Below are 23,559 nucleotides of genomic sequence, written 5' to 3'. Positions count from 1 at the left end.
CAGGGCTACGCCGAAGCCGGCGTGCCCGTCTGGTATCCGGCGTCAAGCGCCGGCTCGGCCGCTGCCCCGTCGGCCGCTCCCTCGGCATCGTCGAACTGAGCGGAACCGGTCTTTCGACCGGAGTCGCATGCATCAACGCCAAGGGCTTCCGCATCGTCTGCGATCTCTTCATCGGCGTCCTGCAGCTCGATCCGCTCCTCCAGCAAATCGCCCGCGCGCAGGCCGAGCCCGACCGCCTCTTCGTAGAGGGCGAGGGCCTCGTCAAGCGACAACGAATCATCGCTCACCGCATCGACGATCTCGTCGAGCCGGCTTTTCACAGCCTCGAACGTGTCGTACGAATCAGACGCCACGCGCTTCGCCTCCTTCTTCGGAGTCGGAAGCAGCCGCGGCGTCCTCCAAACGCTTCGCGATGCGCCCCAGCACGCCGTTCACGAACCGCGGAGACTCATCTTCGCCGCCGAAATCCTTCGCCAGCTCGACCGCTTCGTTAATGGACACGGACACAGGCACGTCGTCGACGTACATCATCTCGTAGGCAGCCAAGCGGAGAATGGATCGATCGACGATGGGCATGCGAACGAGCGACCAATTCTCGGATGTGACGACCAGCTGGTCGTCGATAGCGCATCGATGCGCTTCGATACCGCGCACGAGCGTAAGAGCGTAGTCGGGTAGCGGGCCGTCCTCGGCAAGACGGCCTTCGCCGGACTCGGCGATGGCCGTAGGCGAGGCCTCGGTGATCTCGCTCGTGTATAGAACCTGGAGCGCGGCGCGCCGAGCGCGCGTGCGCTCGTGTCGTTTAGCTGTCATATGCGTCTTTCCGGCCGTCGCCTAGCGGGCGAACTGCATGCCGTCGATGTACACGTCAACAGAGCCGACCTGTGCGCCCACCTGGCTGGAAACCGCATCGGCAACAGCCTGGCGCAACTTGGCGGCAATGTCGGGCAGCGCGTAGCCATAGTACACATCGACGCGGATGGCCACATGCAGCTTGTCTTCGTCGTCCACCGTGATGTCGATGCCCTGCGTGGACGGCTTGGCAGCGAACACCGAGCGCAAACCGCCTGCCGCCGAGGAACCGACCGAGGCGACGCCTTCCACCTCGCCCACGGCGATGGATACGATCGTTTCGACGACGCCAGGCGCAAGCGCCATACCATCGACGTTCAAATCTGTCATAGCACATCTCCCATCTGGGTTTCAATGAAATCGGTTGTGGCCTCGCCTGCGCAGAACACCGCATTGTCGAGTACGCGGCGATGGAACGAGATGGTGGTGGCGATGCCCTCGATCACGAACTCGTCGAGCGCGCGTCGGCCGCGCGCGAGCGCCTCGTCGCGATCCTGGCCGTACACCACGAGCTTCGCCACCAGAGAATCGTAGTAGGGCGAGATGCGCGAACCCGTGCGCACATAGCTTTCCACGCGTACGCCGGGTCCCGCCGGAGTCTCGAACTTCGTGATAGTGCCGGGGCACGGGCGGAACCCGTGCGCGGGGTCCTCCGCATTGATGCGGAACTCCATCGCGTGGCCGAAGGGCGTGAACGGAGCGCGATCCGCGCAGCTCATGGGCTCGCCGGCGGCGATGCGCAGCTGCTCCTTGATGATGTCGGTACCGGTGATCTGCTCAGTCACCGGGTGCTCCACCTGCACGCGCGTGTTCATCTCCATGAAGTAGAAGTGCCCGCGCTCATCGAGGAGGAACTCGATGGTGCCAGCATTGCGGTAGTCCACCGCGCGGACGGCCTTGATGGCGGCCACGCCCATAGCACGGCGCAACTCCTCGTCGAGGGCCGGGGACGGCGCTTCCTCGATAAGCTTCTGATGACGGCGTTGCACGGAGCAGTCGCGCTCGCAGAGCGCGATGCTGTTGCCAAAGTCGTCAGCGAGCACCTGCACCTCCACATGACGCGGGCGCAGCACAAGTTTCTCCAGGTATACGCCGTCGTTGCCAAATGCAGCGCCCGCCTCGGTGCGCGCTGCTTGGTATTGCGACTCGAGGTCGGTCGGGTCGTGCACCTCGCGCATGCCCTTGCCGCCGCCACCCGCCGTGGCCTTGATGAGCACCGGATAGCCCACCGTGTCGGCGAACGCCTTGGCTTCGGACGCCGTATCGATGCAGCCGTCGGAACCGGGCACCGTCGGCACACCGCAAGCCTTCATGGTCTCTCGGGCCATACTCTTGTCGCCCATGCGCTCGATGCAGTCGGGGCTAGGCCCGATGAACACGAGGTCGTTGTCGGCGCAGGCGCGTGCGAACGCGGCGTTCTCCGCGAGGAAGCCGTAACCGGGATGGACGGCTTCCGCGCCGGTGGTCTTTGCCGCCGCGATGATATTGGACATGACAAGGTAGCTCTGGTTTGCCTGAGCGGGCCCAATGCACACCGCCTCGTCCGCATAGCGCACGGGATAGGTGTCGGCATCCTCAGTCGAGTAGACCGCAACCGTCTTCACGCCCAACTCCTTGGCCGCGCGCATGACGCGCAGCGCCACCTCGCCTCGGTTGGCAACCAGGATCTTGCTAAACATTATGCCGTCTCCGGCGCCGGGGCGGGTGCACCATGAGGCTCGATGTAGAACAGCACCGTGCCGAACTCAACGGGCGAAGCATCCTCGAGGCATACCTCGCGCACCGTACCCATCTCCTCGGCGGCTATCTCGTTCATGAGCTTCATGGCTTCCACGATACACAGCGTCTGGTTGGCGGCCACTTCGTCGCCCACCTGCACGAACGGCGGCTCGCCGGGTCCGGGGGACGTGTAGAACGTACCCACCATGGGCGCGGTAACGGCATACCAGTTGGCCGGACGATCGGGTTCGTCGGCTGCAGGGGCCGAAGCCGGTGCGGCAGGCGCGGGCGCAATGGCGGCAACGGGGGCGGCCGCGGCGACAGCGTCCGACGACAGCGTGCCCGGCATGCGCACGGCGATGCGCGTGCCCTCCTCCTCGACTACGATCTCGCCGACGCCGCTCTCCTCGGCGACGCGAACCAGCTCGCGAATCTGATTGATGTCCACGTAATCGTCCTCCTTGGTATGGCTCGACTCCTGCTCCATGAGGAAGTCGACCTTCTCCGATGTGCGGTGCTTGCTCAGGTACGTGCGCGCCTCGTTCGGGAACAGGGCGTACATGAGCACGTCCTCCTCGCTCTTCGCGAGGTCGCCGATCTCGTCCTCCACCTGGGAGTACGTGGTGGTTACGAGCGAGCCGGGGGCCACGTCGGGCGGCAGCATCTCGGAGTTGCCCACCACCTTGGCTACGATGTCCTTGTCCATGCGGCCCGGCGCCTTGCCGTAGTAGCCGCAGATGTAGTCCTTCATCTCCTTGGACACGACGCTCCAGCGCTTGCCGGTGAGCACGTTGAACACGGCTTGGGTACCCACGATCTGCGACATGGGCGTGACGAGCGGCGGGTAGCCCACCTCGGCGCGCACCTTCGGGATCTCCTGCATGACCTCGGGCAGGCGGTCGCCGGCGTTCTGTATCTCCAGCTGGGACACCAGGTTCGACATCATGCCGCCAGGCACCTGGTGCGAGTACACCTTCATGTGCGTGAGCGAGGACACGCCGCGCTTGTAGTGGCCGCGCTTGCGCACCTCTTCCCAGTACTCGGCGATCTCGAACAGCAGGTCGAGGTCGAGCCCCGTGTCGTAGCGGCTCTCCTGGAGGGCGGCTACGATCATCTCCACCGCGGGGTGCGAGTTGCCGAAGGCGAGCGGCGCGTGGGCCGTGTCCGCGATGGCGGCACCGGCCTCGGCAGCCTTGATGATGTTGGCGGGCGCCATGCCGCCCACGTAGTGGCAGTGGATGTGCAGCGGCAGGCCGATCTCGGCGTTGAACGCCTTCACCATGCGCTCGGTGCGGTAGGGTGTCAGCATGCCGGCCATATCCTTGATGGCAATGGAGTCGGCGCCCAGATCCTTCATCTTCTGGCCGTATTCCAAGTAGCTGTCCAGCGTGTGGACCGGAGACATGGTGTAGGAAATGGCGCCTTCGAAGTGGCCGCCGCATTCCTTGATGGCCTCGGCGTTGTCCACGACGTTGCGGATGTCGTTGAGGGCGTCGAACACCCGGAAAACGTGCACGCCGTTGCGCTTGGCCGCCTTGATGAAACGGTTGCAGATCTCGCGCGAATAGTGTTTGTACCCTACCAGGTTCTGCCCGCGGGACAGCATGGCGAGCGGCGTGTTCGGCGTCTGTGCTTTGATGGAGCGCAGGCGCTCCCAAGGGTTCTCGTCGAGAAAGCGCAGGCAGGTGTCGAACGTAGCGCCGCCCCATGCCTCGATGGCCCAGTACCCGACGCGGTCCATTTTCGGCAGGATCGGCAGCATGTCGCCTATCTGCATGCGCGTGGCCCACAGGCTTTGCTGGCCGTCGCGGATGGTGGTATCCATGATCTGAAGCCTCGGCATGAACTCACACCCCCTTCGGTTTACAAGTAGTCAAAGATCGAAACACGAATTATAGATGAACGAGGGCGATGGTTGCATGTACCGAGCGAATTTCACCGACAAGCAACATATGGGAGCAGGTGGACGGAGGTCGGAGGACGAAAAGCGCCAGAACATACGAACGGCAGGCAGAATCTCGTTTCGGACGGACGCGGAACCTTGGCCGGAGCAAATCAACCTGTACGGCTCTACAATGAGAGCGATTTAGCTGCCACGAAGGAGGATGCCCATGCGCCGTCTCAACCCCGACCATGTCGAGCGCGTGATCGAGCTCGTCAATCAATCGCCGTACTTCGCGCTGATCAACACGAGGCTTGTCGAGATGCGCGAGGGCTACAGCCGGGCGGTGGCCGATCTCGACCGCAAGCACCAAAACGCATTCGGCGGCGTTCATGGGGGCGCCTATGCGTCGTTCGTGGACTGCGCCGCCTACTGGGCGCTGTACTGCGAGCTCGAGGAAGACGCCGGGTTCATCACGCTCGACCTCACCATCAACAACCTGCGCGCCTCGTCCGGCGAGGGCGTAGTCACCATCGAAAGCGGCGTGGTCAAACGCGGCGGGTCCATCTGCCTGACCGAAGCGGAAGCGCGCGACGAGCGGGGACGGCTGCTCGTGCACTGCCTGTCGAAGCAGTATCTCAGCCCCACGCTTCAGCCTATTTCCATGGCCGTGCGCGAGATGGGCTTCGATCCTCTCCCTCCGAAGTTCCTGGACGACTGAGCTTGGCAAGATGCCGCAGGGCGGCGGTTCGCGTCGATCCGCATCGTCGGGAGCCTCGCATTGGGAATCGACCGTGACGGCGGAACGTTCTTAGGCACGATAGGACGGCATGGCACGCGGGACAGCCATGGTCGTCCATTGAAAAGCGTCGGTTTGTATCCGCTCGGTTACAGCATTGCGTATCCGCGCCGTTACGCTATACAGCATGGGCGCGGAGAGCAAAATGGAACGCATGGCGCACGAGGATCCGCTCGTGCAGAAGCTTGCGCGAAAGCTGGGCGAAAACGTCCGCGCCCTGCGCAAGAGCCAGAACCTGACCCAAGAGCGCCTCGGCTACATGATCGGTACGAAGCATGCGCGCATCAGCGACATCGAACGGGGGCTGGTAGTGGCGCGGCTTTCCGACATCGTCAAGCTCGCCGATGCGTTCAACGTCAGGCTCGAGGACATCATCGACCTCAGCGCCTTCGATCCATCCGACTATCAAATCGCCAACCCCATCGACCACGCTCGACTTTAACGCCAACGTGCGAGGTTCAAGCAAGCGCCGTCGCGTTCGGCGCGAGCCTTCCGAGTATCCTGGCGGTCAGGCCTGTCCGAACGCATCGCCTGCGAACAAAAAAGACGCTGCGCCCCCGGCGGGACGCAGCGTCTTCGCACAGTATTCGATAGCGGCCCGAGCTACACGCGCTTGATGAAGCGGCCGTCGCGCGTATCGATCTGCAACACGTCGCCGGGCTCCACGAACATGGGAACCTGCACGGTCGCGCCGGTCTCCAGCGTTGCGGGCTTGGAGCCGCCCTGCACCGTATCGCCCTTGAAGCCGGGATCGGTCTCGGTCACTTCGAGCTCCACGAACATCTGAGGCTCGATGCTGATCAGCTCGTCGCCGGCGTACAGCAGGCTGGCCTCGTCGTTCTCCTTGAGCCACTTCGCGGCATCACCCACGGTGTCGGCCGGAATGGCCATCTGCTCGAAGGTGTCGTTGTCCATGAAGTTGAAGTCGACGCCGTCGTTGTAGAGGTACTGCAACTTCTTCGTCTCCAAGCGCACGGAGTCGAACTTCGTGCCCGCGTTGAAGGTGTAGTCCACAACGCGGCCCGAGCGGATATCGCGCAGCTTCGTTCTGACGAACGCGCCGCCCTTGCCAGGCTTGACGTGCTGGAACTCGACGATCGTGCAGAGCTTGCCATTGTACTCAATGCACATGCCGTTCTTGAAATCGGCGGTGGAGATAGCCATACTGGAAATTCCTTTCGTTCACGGGCCCTCTGCGTACTGCACGGTCCCGATCGGCGTTCAAACCGTTTCATTATACTCATCGAACGCATCCCTGAAAACAAGCCAAAGCGCTCACAGAAAAAAACCAGGGAGCGACGCGCTTGCGCTCTCCTGCATCGGCGGGGATGTTTCCCTAAAGGATCACCATGTCGTGAGTCGATTGCGTGAACACCTTGAATCCATCCTCGACGAGCACGCCGAAATCCTCCAGGCGCATGCCGAACGCGCCCGACAGATAGACGCCCGGCTCCACCGTGACCACGTTGCCGACGGCAAGCGCGCATTCGTTGCGAGGCGAGAGCGACGGCTCCTCGTGGACGTCCATGCCCACGCCGTGTCCCAGCCCGTGGCCCATCGCGCCCCCAAAACCGTGATCGGCGAGCACCTGCTCGGCCAGCTCGTGCATGGCCCTTCCGGTCACACCGGGCCTAAGCGCAGCTTCCACCTGCTCGTTCGCCGCTCGGATGGCCTCGTAGGCGGCGCGCATGCGCGCATCGGGCATACCCATGAACACCGTGCGCGTCATATCGGAGCAGTAGCCGAACGCACGGGCGCCGAAGTCGAGCACGACACATTGTCCCGCCTCGAGCCTCGTCTCGCCGGGGATGGCGTGAGGGCTGGCGCCGTTGGCGCCAGCGGCCACGATGGACGGGAATGCAAGACCCTCCGCACCATGGCGAAGCATGAAATCCTCAAGCTCGATCTGCACCGCACGCTCGGTCATGCCGGGACGCATGAATCCGACGATATGGGAATACGCTGCATCGGTAATGACTTGGGCGGCCTTCATGCGCGCGAGCTCGGAGGGCGATTTGACAGCGCGCAGCCCCAGCACGAGGCCCGTCGTCTCCGCAAGCCGGAAGGGCCGCGGCGCTTCCTCGGCCGCCCGCTCCAGCGCGCGGTAATCTCTGAGCGTCATCGTGTCCTCGATGCCCAGCACGACTTCCCCGCCGCAAACTGCCGGATCAGCCACACCTTCGGCTCCCCCTTCGCCCGCAACCGCCAGCCTCGCGCGACCGATCGGCGCGCCGACGGCGAACGCCGCAAAAGAGACGCGCGAATCGTCAACCGCCACCGGGCCGTCCACCGCCGCAGAGCGCGCCGCTTCGCTGTAGCGCGAATCGGTGTGGAGCAGCGCCTCATCGGGAGTGACGAGCATCGCATGCGCTTCCTCATCGTCGAACACGTCGTCGAAGGCGGTCAAGTACGCAATGTTCGATGTGCCGCACACGAGGAACGCATCCATGCCTTCCTCGGCGCACGCCGCGCGAACGTTCTCGATTCGATGCGAGGCCGCACCGAACTCGCTGATTTCCAGCCCGTCCAGATCCTGTTCGTCCATGGACTCGTCTACTCCTTCGATCGTCTCCATGCATCAAGGTGCTCGAGAAGGATTTCGTCATCGACGTCCGAAACCTCCCATGAACCCACGTCGCGCGGCAGCACGAAGCGAATGCGCCCGCCGCGCGCCTTCTTGTCCCGCTTCATTGCATCCAGCATGTCCGCCGGTTCGGCCAACCAATCGAGCACTGGCAGCCCGAGCGCGTCGAGCAGATCGTCCTGCGCCCGCACAAAGTCAAGGGACGCTCCGACGAGCGCCGCAGCCAAGCGTGCCGCAAACCTCATGCCCTCCGCCACGGCTGCCCCATGCGAGAACGTGCCATAACCTGCCAGGGCCTCCACGGCATGGCCGAGCGTGTGGCCGTAGTTCAAGCACTCGCGCACCCCGTTGCTTTCGGCCTTGTCGGCGGCGACGACATCGGCCTTGAATACCACCGAGCGCGCGATGGCCTCGGCCGTCACGTCTTCATCTCGTGCAGCAAGCCTCTCTGCGGCTTCGGCAAGCCAGAAGAAGAACTCGTCGGAGTCGATGACGGCAGACTTGGCTATCTCGGCGCAGCCGCAGGTCCATTCGCGATCGGGCAGCGTAGCCAGCGTCGCCGTGTCGGCGCAGACATAGGCTGGCTGCTTGAACGCGCCGACGAGATTCTTGCCCGCCGCCAGATTCACGCCGGTCTTCCCGCCGACAGAGGAGTCCACCATAGAGAGCAACGTGGTGGGAACCTGCACCACGGGCACGCCGCGCATGTAGGCGGCAGCGGCGAATCCAGCCAGATCACCCACAACGCCGCCGCCGAGAGCCGCCACGGCGCAGTCCCGCCCGAGGCCGATGCCGGCCATGGCTTCCCAGATCTCGCCAATCACGTCGAGGGACTTCGAACGTTCCCCCGGCGGGACCGCTATGTCGCTCACACGGAATCCCGCCTGCGCGAGCGAATCCTTCGCGTCGGCGCGGTAGAGCCGGGCCACCTCCTCGTCCGTCACCACAAGCACGCGCTCCACGTTTTCAAACGCGCTCATTGCGCGCAGATGGGAACCGAGACGCGCGAGCACACCCGACCCGATGCGCACGTCATAGGGCGCCTCACCCGGAATGTCGACGATCACCTTCGTTGGCACAGAACACCCTCTCGCTCAAGCGCGCGGCGCACTTCGTGTGCGACCGTCGGAATGTTCTTGCCCACCGTATCGACCATAACGTCGGCCACGTCCTCGTACATGGGCAGGCGCGCCTGGATGGTCTTGCGCGCCGTCGGCAGATCGCGGAAGTTCGGGCGCGTCGAGACGTCGCCGATGCGCTCGTAAGCCTGCTCAGCCGTCACCTGCAGATACACCACGAAGCCCTTGCTCTTGAGAATCTCGCGGTTCTCGGGGCGCAGTACGATGCCGCCACCGCACGATATGAGCATCGGGTCTTTTTCGGCGAACTCATCGAGTGCCGCAGTCTCCATCGCGCGAAAGCCGTCTTCGCCGATCTCGACGAACATCTGGTTGATGGGCTTGCCTTCGCGGCGCTCTATGAAGCCGTCGAGGTCGACCGATGCGACGCCGCAGCTGCGCGCGAGCCTGCGCGATACCGACGTCTTGCCGGCCACCATAAAGCCCACAAAGAATACCGGTCGGGCAAGCTCGTAGGTAGGCCGATCGGATTTCGGTATGAGCACTTCGTTCTCGGCCGCGGACGGCGAGGGCGCGGCAGCTTCCTCGACCGTGCGGCCCGACGCCTTGTTGGATTGTTCCATAGCTGGTCTCCTGTCGTCGTGTCAGCGCGCCATCGTTTTCAGGCGCTGGCGGTAGGCCTTCACCGCCGCTTTGATATCGGCCATGTTATCGCGCCCGAACTTCTGGAGATAGGCCTCGGCCAAGACGAACGCCACTTCGCTCTCGGCAACGACCGCGCAGGCGGGCACGGCGCAGACATCGCTGCGTTCCTTCGATGCCTTTTCCGCCTCAAGCGTATCGAGGTTCACCGTGCCGAGGGGGGCCATGAGCGTGGGGATGGGCTTCATGGCCGCCGTCACGATTAGCGGCATGCCCGTGGTCATGCCGCCTTCTAGGCCTCCGGCGTTATTGGACGAACGGACAAAACCTGCCTGCTCGTCGAGCACGATGGGATCATGCACCTGAGAACCGGGCCGCCGCGCGACCTCGAACCCAAGGCCGAACTCGACGCCCTTGACGGCGGGGATTGAGAACAGCGCTCCTCCCAAACGTGACGTCAGTCGATCGTCCGCCGTCGCATAGCCACCCACCCCGGGCAGCAGACCCGTCGCCACCACGCGGAACGTGCCGCCGAGACTCTCCCCGGCCTCTTTTGCGCGGTCGATAGCGGCCTTCATGGCCTCGGTGGCTTCCTCGTCGGGGCAGCGCACGTCGCTCATCTCAATGGCCAGCGGCTTATAGTCGGGGGCCGTCATAAAGGGATCCTCTTCCTCGAAACGCGCTTCTCCGATGGAGACGACGTACGAGAACACCTCGACGCCCAGATCTGCCAAAAATTCGCGTGCCACGCCCGCCGCAGCTACGCGGGCTGCGGTTTCGCGGGCACTTGCGCGCTCGAGGATGTTGCGACAGTCGTCGGTGTCGATCTTGAGCGCGCCCACGAGGTCGGCATGCCCCGGCCGCGGGGTCACCTCGCGCAAAAGGTCGGCGGGGGCGTCGCCGAAGGGCGCCATACGATCGGTCCAGTTCTGCCAGTCGCGGTTGCGCACAACGAGCGAAACCGGGGTGCCGAGCGTGCGTCCGAAGCGAACGCCGGAGGTCACCTCCACAGTATCGCGCTCGATGCGCTGGCGGCCGCCGCGGCCGTATCCCGCTTGCCGCCGCGCCAGATCGGCGTTGATCTGCGTGTCGGACAGCTTCAGCCCCGCAGGGACGCCGTCGACTATGGCCGTGAGGCACGGTCCATGGCTCTCGCCCGCTGTGATGTAGTGCATATCGTGCTGCTTTCTCGGGTTAGGTGATGCTGGCTATTGTACCTCACCGCTTTGGCGAGGTCGATGGGATTGCAGCCGGATGGCGAGGCTCATCGCGCCCGCTGCCCGATCGGCTAGCGCTCGTGCGCGAGGTCGCCTTCCGATGCAGGCTGCTGCGTCGCGTCCGCATGGGACGTGCAGCGGGGCGAAGATGCGCCGACGGGCCCCGACGGAAGCTCGGAGCCTTCGTCCTCGCGCATGGTCGTAGCGCCTTCCGGCTGGCGCTCGCCCATGATGGCGTGCTCGACGTTGCGCAGAAGCAGCGTGTGGGGCAAATCCTGTTCCACGAGCGGGGCCAGAAGATACGCCTTCATACCGAGCAGATGAGCACCCATCACGTCGGTCACCAACTGATCACCCACCACCACGGTCTCCGAGCGCTTCGCCTCGAGTTTTTTGAGCGCTATGAGAAACGCCGGCGGCAATGGCTTTACGGCCTTGGCTACGATGGGCAGAGAAAGCCGCCGCGCAAGGCGGTATACGCCTTCGTGCCAGTTGTTCGAAACGAGGCAGAACGCAATGCCGGCGTCGCGCGCTCGGGCAAGCCATGCCCCTACGTCGCGCGGCACTTCGTGCGTATCGCGGGTGAGAATGGTGTTGTCGACGTCGAGCAGCACGTATCGGTACCCCAGCGCCAACAGGTCGCGCTCGATGTCTATGCGCGAGATGCGCGCAAAGTAGCGGTCGGGTTCCAGGAATGGCATAGGCTCCTCAGGCGGCTCTCACTGCAGACGGCGTCATCATGAATGCGCAGCAACGGTGGCCAGATGGTCGTCGTAGGTCTTGTCGAAGAAGTAATCCGTGCCGCCACTTTCGTTAGGCCAGAACGAGAAGAAGTAGTAGTCTCCGAAATCCGGGACTGGAGCGCACACAGCCTGAAGGCACGAGAGGCTGGGCGAGCAGATGGGCGTGGGAGGAAGCCCGGGATTCTTGCGCGTGTTGTAGGGGCTGTCGATATTCCAATCGTAATCGGAAGGATCTCCGCCTATCTCGTAGGCCGTCGTCGCATCGCTGCCAATCATGCCATAGGCAGGCTCGCCTTCGGTCGTCAAGCGGTTGTAGAACACAGCCGCTACCTTCTTGCGAATATCGTCCTCGCCGCTCGACTCCTTTTCCACGATGGAAGCCAGCTTCACGGCGTCGTACACGGAGAACCCGCGATCGGTCGCATACGCCCAATCGAGATTCGCAGTCTCGGCCTGGAACTGGCTCAGCATCATGCGGATGATCGAGTCTGCCGTGGCATCGTCATCGACCTCGTAAGTTTTCGGGAACAGGAAGCCTTCGAGGCTGTTCTGTCCCGCATCGGCCAGAAACGCAAAGTCCGCGGCATAGACGCTCGCATCGGAAGCGGCGGTCTGGAACGCCTCCGCCGTGATGCGGCCCCCGGTTGCTTCGGCAACGCTGGAAGCGATCTGGCCGAGCGTGAAACCTTCGGGGACGGTAAGCGTATGGCCGGCCGCAGGGCCGGCCTGCAAGGTGCGGATGATGTCGTCGAGGCTGGTGCCGCCCGAGAAGGTATAGGTACCCGGCTTAAGCCCGCCGTCAACGCCGAGCTCGTTCACGCGCTTCGTGAACTCAGCCGAAGTGGGAACGAGTCTCGCCTCGACAAGACGCTGGCCGATATCGCGCGCGCCTGCGCCTTCTTCCACCACCACCGTCGCCTCCTCGCCTTCTGCGAGAAGCTCCACCGAAGAGGACGAGCAGCTATTGAATAGGTAGAAGGCTCCGAAGCCCAAACCACCGAGCACAACGATGGCCAGGATGACAGTGAATACGATGGGAGCTGCGCTGCGCTTGGGACGGATGTAGCTTGTATCGTACTTCCTGAACTGGCGCTCCCCGCGAGCATGCGCGGCACGTGCGGCATGGGTCGGCCGCCGCGAGTAGGTTACCTGCTTTCTGCGTGGAGGCATCGTCGAATCCTTCACCTTTCCCGCTCACGGCGCGCGTCGAGCCATGCCTGCAAAAACAAACTCGCCGCTATCATATCGATTTTGCCGCGCATGGCCTTCTCAGTCAGACCCTTTTCACGCAAACTCCGTTTAGCTTCCTGCGAGCTCAAGCGCTCATCAGCGAATTCGCATGGAATACCGCAGGCGTCGGAAATGGCCTTCGCCGCAGCTCGTATGCGTGCAGCCTGCGGCCCCTCCTCGCCCGCCAAGGTGATGGGCAGTCCGCAAAGCAAAAGCTCCGGCTCCCAATCCTCAAGCAGACGTTGAAACGGCTTCGCATGCGCGAGCACGTCAGCCGCGGGCAGAACCGACACCGGAGACGACACCCGCTCCCCAGGGTCGCTCACCGCAACCCCCACGCGCGTCTCGCCGATATCCAACGCCATGATTCGCATGATGAAAGCCTCCCCCGTAGAAAAAGGGCTTCTCCGATTCATGGAGAAGCCGTCGGCAAGGATCCCTCCCCCTGGTTGAAAGCGCCACTCGCAGAGCCGGCGCAACCAGCGGCAGACGCGCCTCGGGTGCCGCGCCGAGGGGTGCGCCGCGAGATTCCGCACGAGCCGAAACGTCCAGTGGACGTTTCGCGCGAGCTCAGGACTGCCCGAGCGCCGCGCCCCTCGGCGCGGCACCCAGCCGGCAACCCTACAGCAGCAGTTCGCGCGCAGCCTGAAGAGCGGCGTCGATGCCCGAGGCGTCCTTGCCGCCGGCCTGCGCCATGGCGGCCTTTCCGCCGCCGCCGCCCTTGATGTTCGGAGAGATCGCCTTGATGATGGCTCCGGCGTCGAAGCCCGCCTCCACCGCCTCCGGCGTGCCGGCGGCAAGCAGCGTGGGCTTGCCCTCCTTCTCGGTGGCCAGCACCGCGGCGCCCGGCTTGCCGAGGCGCGCGCGCAGCACGTCCCATGCGTTGCGCATCTGACCTGCGTCGGCCTCGGGCAAACGCCCGAAGACCACCGGGTAGCCGGCCTTCGCGTCAACGGCGCTCTCCAGCAGCGCGGTGATGCCGTCGTCGGCGATGGTCTGGCGGTTGCGCTTCATCTTCGTCTGCAGCTCCTTGAGCTGCTTCACGTTCGCCTGGGTGCGCTCGCTCACGTCGAACAGCGGCACGCGCAGCTCCTCGGCCGCCTCCTTGAGCTCGGCTTCCACGCGGTTCATGTACGCCAGCGCGTCGAAGCTGGTCACCGCCTCCACGCGGCGCAGGTTCGCGCCGACGCTCGTCTCGGACGTGATCTTCACGAAGCCGATCTCGCTCGTGGCCGACACATGCGTGCCGCCGCACAGCTCCTGCGAGAATCCTTCGATGTCGAGCACGCGCACGAACTCGCCGTACTTCTCGCCGAACAGCGCCATGACGCCGGCTTCACGCGCCGACGCGAGCGACGTCTCGTAGGCGCGCACGGGATGGTTCTCCATGATCTTCTCGTTCGCCAGGCGCTCCACCTCGGCGATCTGCTCGGCCGTCATGGCCTCGAAGTGCGTGAAGTCGAAGCGCAGACGGTTGTCGGCAACGTAGCTGCCGGCCTGCTTCACGTGGTCACCCAGCACCTGGCGCAGCGCCCAATGCAGGATGTGCGTGGCCGTGTGGTTGCGGCGGATGCGCTCGCGGCGCGGCACGTCGATGGCGGCGTGCACGGTGTCGCCCACGCTCACGCGCCCGTTCTCCACCTGCACGGTATGAGCGATCAGGCCCTTCTCGGGTTCTTTCGTGTCCAGCACGCGCACGGCGGCGTCGTCCTTCGTCATGGCGCCCGTGTCGCCGATCTGGCCGCCCTTCTCGGCGTAGAACGGCGTGGCGTCCAGCACGATGCGGCCCTCGTCGCCGGCCTCCAGCGCGTCGACCTGCTGGCCGTCCTTCACAAGCGCCAGTACGCGCGCATCGGCGTCGTTCTTCGCGTAGCCGAGGAACTCGGTGGGGCCCACGGCCTCGAGGATCTCGTTCATCACGCCGCCGTACGTGGACCAGGCCGCCTCAGCGTCCTTCGTGTTGGCCGCGCGGGCGCGCTCGCGCTGCTCGTCCATGCAGCGGCCGAAGCCCTCCATGTCCACCTCGATGCCGCGCTCGTCGCACAGCTCGCGCGTGACTTCCACGGGAAAGCCGTACGTGTCGTGCAGCGTGAAGGCGCGGTCGCCCGGCAGCACGACGCCCTCGAGCTCGGCCAGCGCCTCGTCGAGGAAGGCGCGGCCCTGGCGCAGGTTCGCGCCGAAGCGCTCCTCCTCGGACAGGATGACGCGGCGCATGAGCTCGCGATTCTCCACGATCTCGGGGTACACGTGGCCCATGAGGTTCACGATCTCGTCAACATACTCGTTGAGGAACGGCTTGTCGAGGCCCAGCAGGTGGCCCTTCATCACGGCGCGGCGCAGCAGACGGCGCAGCACGTAGCCGCGGCCTTCGTTGGACGGCAGGATGCCGTCGGCGATCATGAACGCCACGGCGCGGCTGTGATCGGCCATGATGCGCAAGCTGAGATCGGTGGCCGGGTCGCTGCCGTACACGGCGCCGCTCAAGCGCTCGCCCACTGCCACGAGGCTGCGCAGCACGTCGGTCTCATAGTTGGACTGGACGCCCTGCAGGATGGCGGCGATGCGCTCGAGGCCCATGCCGGTGTCGATGTTCTTCTTCGGCAACGGCACGAACGAACCGTCCTCCTGGCCGTCGTACTGGGTGAACACGAGGTTCCAGTACTCCAGGAAGCGGTCGCAGTCGCAGCCCGGCGCGCAGTCGGGGCTGCCGCAGCCGAAGCTCTCGCCCTGGTCGAAGTAGATCTCCGAGCACGGGCCGCACGGGCCGGTGGGCCCGGCGCGCCAGAAGTTGTCCTCCTCGCCGAGACGCGAGATGTGGTTGTCGGGCACGCCGAGCTTCTTCCAGATCTCGATGGTCTCGTCATCGTCGAGGTACACGGTGAAGTACAGGCGCTCGGCCGGCAGACCCAGCACCTCGGTGGAGAACTCGTACGCCCACGCGCACATCTCCTCCTTGAAGTACGCGCCGAAGCTGAAGTTGCCCAGCATCTCGAAGAAGCTCTGGTGACGGCCCGTGGTGCCGATGATATCGATGTCGTTCGTGCGCACGCACTTCTGTACCGTCGTCGTGCCGATGTAGGGGGCCTCGAGGTGCTTCTGCTGCAGGAAGTACGGCTTGAACTGCACCATGCCGGCGCTCGTGAGCAAAAGCGACGGGTCGTCGGGGATGAGCGAGGACGAGGGCCAGCGCTTGCAGCCCTTCTCCTCGAAAAAGCTCAGGTACTTCTCGCGGATCTCCGCGCTGGTCATGTACTTCATAGTTGTGTCTTTCTATCTCCTCGGGGGCCGCGTTGCACGGCCCGCTGCTCCACTATCGACAACGCGGACGCCTCGGCATCCGCGCACCCCCACGCAGTTGCGACCGCCCGCAACCGCCGGCTGATCGGCCGGCAGGGCGATCAGCGCTTCTTGCGATGCCGCGCCCTGCGATCGGCCTCCGCCTTGCGCTCCTTGACTCGTTCGAACGCAGCCGATACGTCGGGATGAGGCGATGTCGCATCGGCTATGGGATCGGGCACGCCGCCGGAAGCGGGCGTCCCCTTGAAGAACACGCCATCGCCCGACACGAGCTGACGACCCGTACGCTTCTCGAAATAATACACGAAAACCGCCTTCGCCACGGCGACGGCGGGAATAGAGGCGAGCATGCCCACGAGCGAGCCAATGAATCCGCTCATTGCGCCGCCGATGGCGGAGCCGGCCATCAATGCAATGAGCGTGAGCGCCGGATGCACGTCGACAGAATTCGCCATGATCTTCGGCGACACGAACGTGTAGACAATTTGCTGGATGATGATCGTGCCCACGAGGGCGATGATGGCTATCCAGGGGCTCGCGAACACGCCAACCACCGCTGCGAGGGCGCCGCCGAGCCATGGGCCCACGATGGGGATGATGTTGAGCAGGCCGGCAATGCCTCCGAGTGCCGCCGAGTTGGGGATGCCGATGATGCCGAACAGCACGGCGCATCCGATGCCGATGACGGCGCACTGCAAAAGCGTGCCCTTGATGTAGCCTCCCATCACGCGCGTGAAGGTGACGTGGAGCATCTCCATATCTTCACGGCGCTTCGGACCGACGAGGCGCATGCATTCGCGGCCGAGCGCAGGCAGGTCCATGAGGATCCAAAATGCCACGACAAGCGCGAAGCCAATGGCAACGAAGCTGTTGAGAACGCCGGTGCCGAGCGCCACGACGCCGGCTGCACTCTCGCTCGCGAACGACGATGCCCACGTTCCGATGGCCGTCAGAGCGTCGTTGGTCCATTGTTGGACCGTATCGTTCTGGAGCACATCGGCGTATCGGTCGTACAGGGAGCCCGTCCAGCCCATAATTGTCTGCACGTAGCCGGGCACGCTCTCGATCAGGCTCGTGAACTGATCGCCGATGCCGAAAACCGGCGAGAACATGAGCAGGCCGATAAGGAGCAGCACCACGAACATGGCAAGATAGGCCACCGTCGTTCCCACAACGCGAGACACGCCGAGCTTCTCGAGCTTGTTGACAGGACCCCGCAAGCAGAAGACGATAATGGTGGCCCACAGCACGATGCCCACGGGCACGCTCAAAATGTTCACAAGGTAGATAAAAACGCCGGTGAGCAGAATGGCTCCGACGATCGTCCATACGGTCAGAAACCCGCGCCGTGCCTTTTCGGTTTTACCGGATTCGCGATTAGCCTCATCCACCGAGCTATGCCCCTTCGCGCTGCGCTTCGTTGTCGCGCGAATCGGGGGCGGACGCACTGCCCGCAGGCGCCGAAGGCTCGGAACCGTCGTAGGTGAAGTACTTCTGAGCGGCATCAGCATCAACGTTGGCCGCCGTCGTTACGGCATGGGCCATATGCGCCGCGGCTTCCGATGTTTTGTCCGCCGCCGCGCGCTTGGCCTCGGCTCGCTCCTCGCGCTCGACACGCTGCTCGGCGCGCTGCTCTCGCTGATCGGCCACGGCTTCCTGCGCCGCCTTCACCGAAGTCGAAACAGCTTCCTTGACCACCGTGGACACCGGCACCTCGGTGTTCTTCGACGCGGTTGCGGAACGGGGGGAATCGCAGGCGGGCGCAGAGGGGGATGCATGCTTGGGGCCGTTATCGGCGCTCACGGCAGGACGCGGCGCAGGCGCGACAGCGGAAGAACCCGCTTGCGCAGCCTCCTCCTCGGCCTTCGCCTGGCCGAGCGCAACCGACTCCTCGCTCGCACGGCGGGGCTTGAACGCGTTGCGCACCCTCGTCGATACGCTGCTCACCAGTTCGAGCGGCGCGTTGGTCACCGTGTCGACCGCTTCCACCGCCGACGAGACGGAATCGGTGATCTCGTTGACGTCCTCGAGTATCTGGTCGACGCGCATGATTTCGAGATTCGCCGCGTCAACGGTGAGCGACACGCGCTCGACGAGCGGATCCACCTTCGCAACCACCGGCTCGAGCGATGCGGTGATACGTTCCACGCTGGCGAGCGTCGGCTGCACCTGCTTCTGAAGATCATCGACCGTCTTGCGCGTCTTGCGCACCGTCATGACGAGCTCGATGACGAACCACACGAGAGCTGCGCCGACGATCACGTACACGATCGGCAGAGCGAGGCTGATGATTTCGTTGACATCCACGGCGTTTCCTCCTGTTTCGAGGGCATTACTATAGCACGATCACCTTGGATTCTATACACGCTGGCTCTTGTTTCCACCCTGCTTCCATAGGAGTAGGAAAGCGGTTACCTTTCCTGCGACGTGGGGTTTTCACCATCCTCCGAAGCCGTTGCTGAAGATGCGCGATCGCGCGCAAACGAGTCGGCACGATAGGCCTCCCAACCGCGATCGCTCGAGCGGTAGAAGCAGCCGCGCTCCAAGCCGTCGGGCAGGTAGCGCTGCTCCACCCAGCCGCTGGGATAGCTGTGGGGGTAGCGGTACGCACCGTAGTTCTCCGATCCGGGGCGATGCCGATCGCGCAGGTGGTCGGGAACGGCGCGGGCGGGTCCGTTGCGCACCTCGGCCAGCGCGGCGTCGATGCCGGCTTCCGCCGCGTTGCTCTTGGGCGCAAGCGCCAGGTAGACGGCAGCCTGTGCCAGGTTGATGCGGCATTCGGGATAGCCGATGACCTCGGCCGATTTGAAGGCGGCTTCGGCCACGAGCAGCGCCTGCGGATCGGCGTTGCCGATATCCTCCGACGCAGCGATGAACATGCGGCGCGCGATGAACTTCGGATCCTCTCCCCCGTCGATCATGCGGGCGAGCCAGTACAGCGCGGCATCGGGATCGCTACCGCGCATGGACTTGATAAACGCCGAGATGACGTCGTAGTGCATGTCCTTGTTCTTGTCGTACGGCAGCACGCGATGCGGCGTGGCGGCGCGCACGTCCTCTTCGGAGATGCGCGTGGGCTTCTGCGGCGTGCCGGGATCGACCATGCCCGCGGCTAGCTCGAGCGTGGTGAGGGCCGTGCGGCCATCGCCGCCCGCGAGCAGCACGATGGCGTCACGCGCCCCGTCGTCCAGCCCGTAGCGCCCGCCAAGGCCCCGCTCGTCGGAAAGCGCGCGGCCAACGAGCTCCCCGATCTCGCCATCGGACAGGCCGTGCAGCTCGACCACGCGGGAGCGGCTGATGAGGGCCGAGTTCACCTCGAAGAAAGGGTTTTCCGTAGTGGCGCCCACGAGTACGACCACGCGATCCTCCACCGCGTGCAAGAGCGTATCCTGCTGGCTGCGATTGAAGCGATGTATCTCGTCGACGAACAGGATGGTGCGCAAGCCGAACGCGGTCAGGCGCTTCTCGGCCGCGTCGATCTCGCGCCGCAGATCCGACACGGTACCGCCGATGGCGGACACCTCCACGAACGTGGCCCGAGTCGTCTCGGCGATCACGTGGGCGAGCGAGGTCTTGCCCGTACCTGCCGGGCCGAACAGGATGACCGAGCTCAGCCGATCCTGCTCGATAGCGGTACGCAACCAGCTTCCAGGGCCTACGGCCTCGGCCTGGCCGACGACCTCCTCGAGCGAGCGCGGCCGCATGCGCACCGCAAGAGGCGCAACCTCCGATTTGCGCTCGTTTTCCATATCGGTGAATAATGAGTCCATGAAAGCCATAGTATCATGCGAACGCCTGTTTGCATAGCATCATTCACAGCACCTGCACCTTTGTGCGTGCAGGTGCTTACGTCGAGCATTCGGGCAAAGACGATCAGCGCCTCGGCATCGCGCTCATGCCAGCACGTCGTGGAACGCGTCCATGATGAGGCGAGCGCGCGCCACGTCCACTTGCCCCGGAGCCGAGGATGCCTCGAGCGCGCAGAACGTCAGGGCCGAGCCGAACAACTCGCCGGAAAGGCGCGATATGCTGCCCTGCGTTCCCATGGCCATTGTGAGAAGAGGCTTGTCCGTGTGGACGCGCGCCACTTCCTCGGTTGCGGCCAACAGCCGCAGGGTATCGGCTGCCGTGTGCGCCATGACGGCGATCTTGGGAATGTCGGCTCCCAGGTCGGCCATGTGGGTGAGCAGCGATACCATCCAGTCGGTCTGGGGAGTGCCTGCGAAGTTGTGGTACGAGACGACCGTTGCAACACCGTGCGCATGCGCGTGTGCGATCAGGTCGGATACCGCGGCATCGCCAATCCATGTTTCGATGTCCACCATATCGATGCAGCCCGTTTCGATGAGCGCTTCGTTGAGCGCCACGTATGCGTCTACGGGCAGATCCATCTGCCCGCCCTGGTCGACCGAGCGAAACGTGAACAGCAGGGGGTTGTGCGGCAGACAATCCGCCACCAGGCACGCATCCTCGATCATGTTTGGTATGTCGTGGACGTTGCGGCAGAAATCCCCGCGCCATTCGAAGCAATCGACGCCAGCCTGCCTGCCGCGCTTTGCCGTGGCGCATGCGTCTGCAGCTTCGGCGTGCATGAGCGAGATGATGATTTTGGGCCTTCCCTGCCCGATCGGCATGCCTTTGATGACGAGCGGTTCCATATGCATCCTCCCTCGCGTGGCTCCGGTTTCCTATCATAGCAGATGGAAGGATGGAGACGCGATTGTGTAAACCGCGCAACAACTTAGATGTCAAGACTTTATTTTGACAGCACGACCCATATACTCAAAGAAGGTCCTGCCCTCGAAGCCATACTTTGCGATGGACCGATGCTATGACATGAGGGAGCTCAAGATAGCGCGTGAAATGGAGATTCGCATCCGTTGATGCGAAAGCCAGGAAGCGGGCTGCGAGCACCCACCTTTTGAGGTGGGTTCATCCTTCTGGCCGGGGGCGGGGCTTTTCGTGAAAGCGGCCATGGGCCGCTTTCACGCTTTCAGCGCCCTTAAACGATGTCCGAACTCATCACGTGTGACACGTATGGCATTCGTACACCTCGTTGTGATGACAAGAGAGGCAGGTCGCCTTCGACGCTTGGTAGACGGCATCGGCCTCGATCGAGCCTTCACCATGCATCTTGTGGCAGGAAGCGCATCGCACGCCCTTCGCATGATCTTCGTGGATGGGAAGATCATGCGGATTCACCACCGTGCCTTTCGTGTCGGTCAATACGGTCTCGCCCGCGGTCGCCTCCGCAAGCACCGTCTGATCATGGCAGCCGGAAGCCAGGCACGACTCGTCGGCGACATCGGTCTTCTTCAATTTGGACGCGGGATCCTTCTCTTCGTAGCCCTCATGAGCCTTGGCCAGGCCCTGCTCGTCATCATGGCACGATAGGCAGGAGGAGCTCGCATGGACGGCATGCAGGCTCGTCGCATCGGCGGGCGCGGCTGCCTCCCGCGTATGGCAGCTTTCGCAGTCGGACGTAACGCTCCAGGAAATCTGAAGGGTATCGTCGCCGCCCTCGTTTCCGCCGCCCTGCGACAGCGAAGATTCTCGAGGCGCGCATCCTGTCGCGAACATGACGGCAAGCGCTGCGACAGCCGCAATCATGCCCGCCACGATGCGGGTCCGTACAATTCGGTTTCTCATCGTGTCGTTTCACGCCCTTTCGAGGGGGAGGGGGCGCCGCCGTCCGTCTTCGCGGGCGGCGGCGCGGGGAGGTTTTACGCCTCGAGGGGCGTCTCGGCGGCTGCATTTCGCCCGGCGATACGCCCGAAGTTGAAGCATTCGGCCAAGTTGGCACCGAAGATGCAGTACACCTGCGCGGCGGTATGCCCGAGCGTACCCGCTTCGTACAGGCGCGGGATAACCTCTCCGTGCGTGTCGAGGATCTGGGCCTTCGCGTTCTTCACCGGACCGCCCTTCGTCGTGTTCATGCAGGGCATAAGCCGCAGCGCATAGTACGGCGGCGTGTCGAGCGGCACGAGGTTCGGCACGTCGTTCGCTACGGCCGGACGGCCGAACTGGGAGTCGATGCCAGCTGCGCAATCGGCGTTGTATGCGTCGACGGTGGCCTGCAAGTCGGCCGGGTCCATGTGGTACCCCTCGTCCTTGCTGTTCTCGTTCATCTTCTGGACGATCTCCTCGATGGTGTCGCCCTTGAGGATCCAGCCCTTCTCGAGCTCCGCATGATTGTCCTCGCTCCAGGGTTCGACCCCGCCCAACTCCTTGTCGATAAGGCCACATCCGGCGTTCTGATTGTTATCGTACAGCGGCGCGGCATCGAATTGCTTTTGGTCGATGAGCAGATAGAACGGGATGTCTCGATAGGAGGAGTCGTAGCCGAGCGGCAACGATCCGGGGATGTCGTCGAACAGCGAGAAGCGGTTCACACTTCGGTGCGCGAGCGGCGTGCCGATGTTCGAAGGATTCTCGCACATGAAGCGCTTGCCGGTGCGGTTGATCCACATGAAGCTTCCCGTCGCGCACGTAGCCCCGTTCAACCCGAAGCGGCCCGTGATGGCGCCCGGCTCCGTGAACGTAACGCCGTACGCATCGAGCATGTTCATATGCCACATATCGGCGCCGATCTCCTGCCCCATCCTGATGCCGTCGCCGGTGTTGAACATCCACCCTTCGCGCGCGAGCGGAGAGGGCACCAGGTAGTTGCCGATCATCTGATCGTTGCACTCGAAGCCGCCCGTGCACATGATGACGGCCTTCTTCGCACGAACCGCGATTTCGGAACCGTCGGAATGCCGCGCGCGGACGCCGACGACTTCCTTCGTCTCAGGGTCCTGCACCAGCTGGTACGCCTGCGAGTCGAACAGGATTTCGATGCCGTTGTCCTGCATGTAGGCCGTAGCCCAGTCGAACACCGCCGTGCCGCTGTTGACCCCGTCCTCGTCGGTGAATCCGACCGCACCGAACGCGTCGGAGCCGGGCCAGTTTTTGTAGTCGGAACCCAGCACGCTGCTGACGTCGGTATAGGTGAGCCCATGGTCGTCGAGCCAGTCGACGAGCGTCGCCCCCTCCTGCACGTACGCTTCAAACACTTCGTCGGGCGTGAGGCCCTTCACCTGATGATGCAGGTATTCGAGCGCGCCGTCGGGATCGAGCACGATGGAGGAATAGCCGGTCGAGATGCGCGTCGTGCCGCCGCCCTCCTTCGGGGCCTTTTCCAGAATGAGCACCTCGGCCCCTTCTTCGTGGGCGGCAGCGGCAGAAACCGCCCCCGCTCCCCCGAAGCCGAGCACGAGCACCTCGGTCTCGCGATCCCATGCAATCGAAGACGCGCTTTGCGCACCGGCCCCCGATCCCGAGCTCGCGCATCCGGCAAGCCCCACGGCGGCCACGGCCGTGGCCGCGACGCCTGTTCCCTTCAAGAAGTCCCTCCGGGATAGTCCCTCGCTTGAATTCGGCATCCCAATTCCTCCGTTCGTCGACGGTGGCCGCGCATTCTGTGCGACGGAGCGCCCTCGGGCCACCTTCCCCTGCAAGGGACCCAGCGTCCCT

At 64.1% G+C, this 23,559-nt stretch carries 22 protein-coding genes and 1 other RNA gene; 3 read left to right on the top strand and 20 right to left on the bottom strand.

Translation table 11 applies throughout. The features are described from left to right. Positions 1 to 5 precede the first annotated feature (5 nt). The 5 genes from ABGT83_RS13070 to accB are packed head-to-tail and all read right to left on the bottom strand — an operon-like array spanning position 6 to position 4,414. The gene (locus tag ABGT83_RS13070) at positions 6 to 353 is read right to left on the bottom strand and encodes an exodeoxyribonuclease VII small subunit (RefSeq protein ID WP_103263982.1); all 348 of its coding nucleotides are present in this window, start codon (positions 351 to 353) and stop codon (positions 6 to 8) included. After that, complete coding sequence (nusB, locus tag ABGT83_RS13065; RefSeq protein ID WP_103263981.1) at positions 343 to 813, bottom strand: transcription antitermination factor NusB; 471 nt, start codon at positions 811 to 813, stop codon at positions 343 to 345. Before nusB ends, ABGT83_RS13070 begins: the two co-directional genes overlap by 11 nt. 21 nt (positions 814 to 834) lie before the next feature. Continuing rightward, positions 835 to 1,182 carry an Asp23/Gls24 family envelope stress response protein gene (locus ABGT83_RS13060; RefSeq protein WP_103263980.1) on the bottom strand — a complete coding sequence of 116 codons (348 nt, stop codon included), beginning with the start codon at positions 1,180 to 1,182 and terminating at the stop codon, positions 835 to 837. Further along, positions 1,179 to 2,531, bottom strand: coding sequence for an acetyl-CoA carboxylase biotin carboxylase subunit (gene accC / locus ABGT83_RS13055; protein ID WP_103263979.1), 1,353 nt, complete (start codon positions 2,529 to 2,531; stop codon positions 1,179 to 1,181). Before accC ends, ABGT83_RS13060 begins: the two co-directional genes overlap by 4 nt. Further along, entirely contained in the window at positions 2,531 to 4,414 is a 1,884-nt protein-coding gene (accB, locus tag ABGT83_RS13050) for an acetyl-CoA carboxylase biotin carboxyl carrier protein (protein ID WP_103263978.1), read from the bottom strand. The genes accC and accB overlap by 1 nt, the downstream gene beginning before the upstream one ends. Before the next feature lie 268 nt (positions 4,415 to 4,682). Here accB and ABGT83_RS13045 point away from each other — a divergent pair, with 268 nt between their 5' ends. Together ABGT83_RS13045 and ABGT83_RS13040 are read left to right on the top strand one after the other, a co-directional pair. Continuing rightward, complete coding sequence (locus tag ABGT83_RS13045) at positions 4,683 to 5,174, top strand: PaaI family thioesterase (protein WP_346687978.1); 492 nt, start codon at positions 4,683 to 4,685, stop codon at positions 5,172 to 5,174. Positions 5,175 to 5,397: 223 nt separating this feature from the next. Continuing rightward, positions 5,398 to 5,694, top strand: coding sequence for a helix-turn-helix domain-containing protein (locus ABGT83_RS13040; protein ID WP_157938912.1), 297 nt, complete (start codon positions 5,398 to 5,400; stop codon positions 5,692 to 5,694). Between the two features lie 161 nt (positions 5,695 to 5,855). Here ABGT83_RS13040 and efp read toward each other — a convergent pair whose 3' ends face one another. The 13 genes from efp to aroD all read right to left on the bottom strand — a co-directional run bounded on the left by efp (position 5,856) and on the right by aroD (position 20,702). Further along, positions 5,856 to 6,416, bottom strand: coding sequence for an elongation factor P (gene efp / locus ABGT83_RS13035; RefSeq protein WP_103263975.1), 561 nt, complete (start codon positions 6,414 to 6,416; stop codon positions 5,856 to 5,858). A gap of 172 nt (positions 6,417 to 6,588) precedes the next feature. Then, positions 6,589 to 7,701 carry a M24 family metallopeptidase gene (locus tag ABGT83_RS13030; protein WP_418763023.1) on the bottom strand — a complete coding sequence of 371 codons (1,113 nt, stop codon included), beginning with the start codon at positions 7,699 to 7,701 and terminating at the stop codon, positions 6,589 to 6,591. Positions 7,702 to 7,805: 104 nt separating this feature from the next. Continuing rightward, complete coding sequence (gene aroB, locus ABGT83_RS13025; RefSeq protein WP_103263973.1) at positions 7,806 to 8,915, bottom strand: 3-dehydroquinate synthase; 1,110 nt, start codon at positions 8,913 to 8,915, stop codon at positions 7,806 to 7,808. Beyond that, positions 8,900 to 9,538 (bottom strand): shikimate kinase, encoded by a 639-nt coding sequence (locus ABGT83_RS13020; protein WP_346687976.1) that lies wholly within the window; start codon positions 9,536 to 9,538, stop codon positions 8,900 to 8,902. The genes aroB and ABGT83_RS13020 overlap by 16 nt, the downstream gene beginning before the upstream one ends. A 21-nt stretch (positions 9,539 to 9,559) precedes the next feature. Continuing rightward, positions 9,560 to 10,732 carry a chorismate synthase gene (aroC, locus tag ABGT83_RS13015; RefSeq protein ID WP_103263971.1) on the bottom strand — a complete coding sequence of 391 codons (1,173 nt, stop codon included), beginning with the start codon at positions 10,730 to 10,732 and terminating at the stop codon, positions 9,560 to 9,562. A gap of 113 nt (positions 10,733 to 10,845) precedes the next feature. Further along, entirely contained in the window at positions 10,846 to 11,475 is a 630-nt protein-coding gene (locus ABGT83_RS13010) for a YqeG family HAD IIIA-type phosphatase (RefSeq protein WP_103263970.1), read from the bottom strand. A gap of 36 nt (positions 11,476 to 11,511) precedes the next feature. Beyond that, a complete protein-coding gene (mltG, locus tag ABGT83_RS13005; RefSeq protein ID WP_346687975.1) occupies positions 11,512 to 12,687 on the bottom strand; it encodes an endolytic transglycosylase MltG in 1,176 nt (391 codons plus the stop codon). An 11-nt stretch (positions 12,688 to 12,698) separates the two neighbouring features. Further along, complete coding sequence (ruvX, locus tag ABGT83_RS13000; protein ID WP_346687974.1) at positions 12,699 to 13,121, bottom strand: Holliday junction resolvase RuvX; 423 nt, start codon at positions 13,119 to 13,121, stop codon at positions 12,699 to 12,701. Positions 13,122 to 13,368: 247 nt separating this feature from the next. Continuing rightward, complete coding sequence (gene alaS, locus ABGT83_RS12995) at positions 13,369 to 16,005, bottom strand: alanine--tRNA ligase (RefSeq protein ID WP_346687973.1); 2,637 nt, start codon at positions 16,003 to 16,005, stop codon at positions 13,369 to 13,371. Between the two features lie 140 nt (positions 16,006 to 16,145). Beyond that, entirely contained in the window at positions 16,146 to 17,435 is a 1,290-nt protein-coding gene (locus tag ABGT83_RS12990; RefSeq protein ID WP_103263966.1) for an AI-2E family transporter, read from the bottom strand. A 4-nt stretch (positions 17,436 to 17,439) separates the two neighbouring features. After that, positions 17,440 to 18,351, bottom strand: a complete 912-nt coding sequence (locus ABGT83_RS12985; protein ID WP_129588457.1) for a DUF948 domain-containing protein — start codon at positions 18,349 to 18,351, stop codon at positions 17,440 to 17,442. Between the two features lie 104 nt (positions 18,352 to 18,455). Beyond that, positions 18,456 to 19,814 (bottom strand): replication-associated recombination protein A, encoded by a 1,359-nt coding sequence (locus ABGT83_RS12980; RefSeq protein ID WP_103264238.1) that lies wholly within the window; start codon positions 19,812 to 19,814, stop codon positions 18,456 to 18,458. A 123-nt stretch (positions 19,815 to 19,937) separates the two neighbouring features. Next, positions 19,938 to 20,702 carry a type I 3-dehydroquinate dehydratase gene (gene aroD, locus ABGT83_RS12975; RefSeq protein WP_346687972.1) on the bottom strand — a complete coding sequence of 255 codons (765 nt, stop codon included), beginning with the start codon at positions 20,700 to 20,702 and terminating at the stop codon, positions 19,938 to 19,940. Between the two features lie 130 nt (positions 20,703 to 20,832). Between aroD and ssrS the strand changes: the two genes are divergently transcribed. Further along, positions 20,833 to 21,005, top strand: a non-coding RNA gene (gene ssrS, locus ABGT83_RS12970) — 6S RNA. Positions 21,006 to 21,066: 61 nt separating this feature from the next. Here ssrS and ABGT83_RS12965 read toward each other — a convergent pair. Together ABGT83_RS12965 and ABGT83_RS12960 are read right to left on the bottom strand one after the other, a co-directional pair. After that, positions 21,067 to 21,693 carry a hypothetical protein gene (locus ABGT83_RS12965; protein WP_129588456.1) on the bottom strand — a complete coding sequence of 209 codons (627 nt, stop codon included), beginning with the start codon at positions 21,691 to 21,693 and terminating at the stop codon, positions 21,067 to 21,069. Positions 21,694 to 21,767: 74 nt separating this feature from the next. Then, positions 21,768 to 23,468 carry an FAD-dependent oxidoreductase gene (locus tag ABGT83_RS12960; RefSeq protein ID WP_346687971.1) on the bottom strand — a complete coding sequence of 567 codons (1,701 nt, stop codon included), beginning with the start codon at positions 23,466 to 23,468 and terminating at the stop codon, positions 21,768 to 21,770. Between the last annotated feature and the right edge of the window lie 91 nt (positions 23,469 to 23,559).

It is taken from the genome of Enteroscipio rubneri, from assembly GCF_963929405.1.
In the GTDB taxonomy this organism is placed as follows: domain Bacteria; phylum Actinomycetota; class Coriobacteriia; order Coriobacteriales; family Eggerthellaceae; genus Enteroscipio; species Enteroscipio rubneri.
The sequence above is the reverse complement of the archived record's forward strand: the minus strand, read 5'-3'. Positions and strand labels throughout refer to the sequence as shown.

What these genes read in the sequence shown, in the direction of transcription:
- ABGT83_RS12965 (WP_129588456.1), bottom strand. Translation starts at nt 21,693, where the DNA reads ATGAGAAACCGAATTGTACGGACCCGCATCGTGGCGGGCATGATTGCG.
- ABGT83_RS13040 (WP_157938912.1), top strand. Translation starts at nt 5,398, where the DNA reads ATGGAACGCATGGCGCACGAGGATCCGCTCGTGCAGAAGCTTGCGCGA.
- ABGT83_RS13020 (WP_346687976.1), bottom strand. Translation starts at nt 9,538, where the DNA reads ATGGAACAATCCAACAAGGCGTCGGGCCGCACGGTCGAGGAAGCTGCC.
- aroC (WP_103263971.1), bottom strand. Translation starts at nt 10,732, where the DNA reads ATGCACTACATCACAGCGGGCGAGAGCCATGGACCGTGCCTCACGGCC.
- efp (WP_103263975.1), bottom strand. Translation starts at nt 6,416, where the DNA reads ATGGCTATCTCCACCGCCGATTTCAAGAACGGCATGTGCATTGAGTAC.
- ruvX (WP_346687974.1), bottom strand. Translation starts at nt 13,121, where the DNA reads ATGCGAATCATGGCGTTGGATATCGGCGAGACGCGCGTGGGGGTTGCG.
- nusB (WP_103263981.1), bottom strand. Translation starts at nt 813, where the DNA reads ATGACAGCTAAACGACACGAGCGCACGCGCGCTCGGCGCGCCGCGCTC.
- ABGT83_RS13030 (WP_418763023.1), bottom strand. Translation starts at nt 7,701, where the DNA reads ATGGATGCGTTCCTCGTGTGCGGCACATCGAACATTGCGTACTTGACC.
- ABGT83_RS13010 (WP_103263970.1), bottom strand. Translation starts at nt 11,475, where the DNA reads ATGCCATTCCTGGAACCCGACCGCTACTTTGCGCGCATCTCGCGCATA.
- ABGT83_RS13045 (WP_346687978.1), top strand. Translation starts at nt 4,683, where the DNA reads ATGCGCCGTCTCAACCCCGACCATGTCGAGCGCGTGATCGAGCTCGTC.
- ABGT83_RS12980 (WP_103264238.1), bottom strand. Translation starts at nt 19,814, where the DNA reads ATGGACTCATTATTCACCGATATGGAAAACGAGCGCAAATCGGAGGTT.
- accC (WP_103263979.1), bottom strand. Translation starts at nt 2,531, where the DNA reads ATGTTTAGCAAGATCCTGGTTGCCAACCGAGGCGAGGTGGCGCTGCGC.
- alaS (WP_346687973.1), bottom strand. Translation starts at nt 16,005, where the DNA reads ATGAAGTACATGACCAGCGCGGAGATCCGCGAGAAGTACCTGAGCTTT.
- ABGT83_RS12960 (WP_346687971.1), bottom strand. Translation starts at nt 23,468, where the DNA reads ATGCCGAATTCAAGCGAGGGACTATCCCGGAGGGACTTCTTGAAGGGA.
- mltG (WP_346687975.1), bottom strand. Translation starts at nt 12,687, where the DNA reads ATGCCTCCACGCAGAAAGCAGGTAACCTACTCGCGGCGGCCGACCCAT.
- accB (WP_103263978.1), bottom strand. Translation starts at nt 4,414, where the DNA reads ATGCCGAGGCTTCAGATCATGGATACCACCATCCGCGACGGCCAGCAA.
- ABGT83_RS13060 (WP_103263980.1), bottom strand. Translation starts at nt 1,182, where the DNA reads ATGACAGATTTGAACGTCGATGGTATGGCGCTTGCGCCTGGCGTCGTC.
- aroD (WP_346687972.1), bottom strand. Translation starts at nt 20,702, where the DNA reads ATGGAACCGCTCGTCATCAAAGGCATGCCGATCGGGCAGGGAAGGCCC.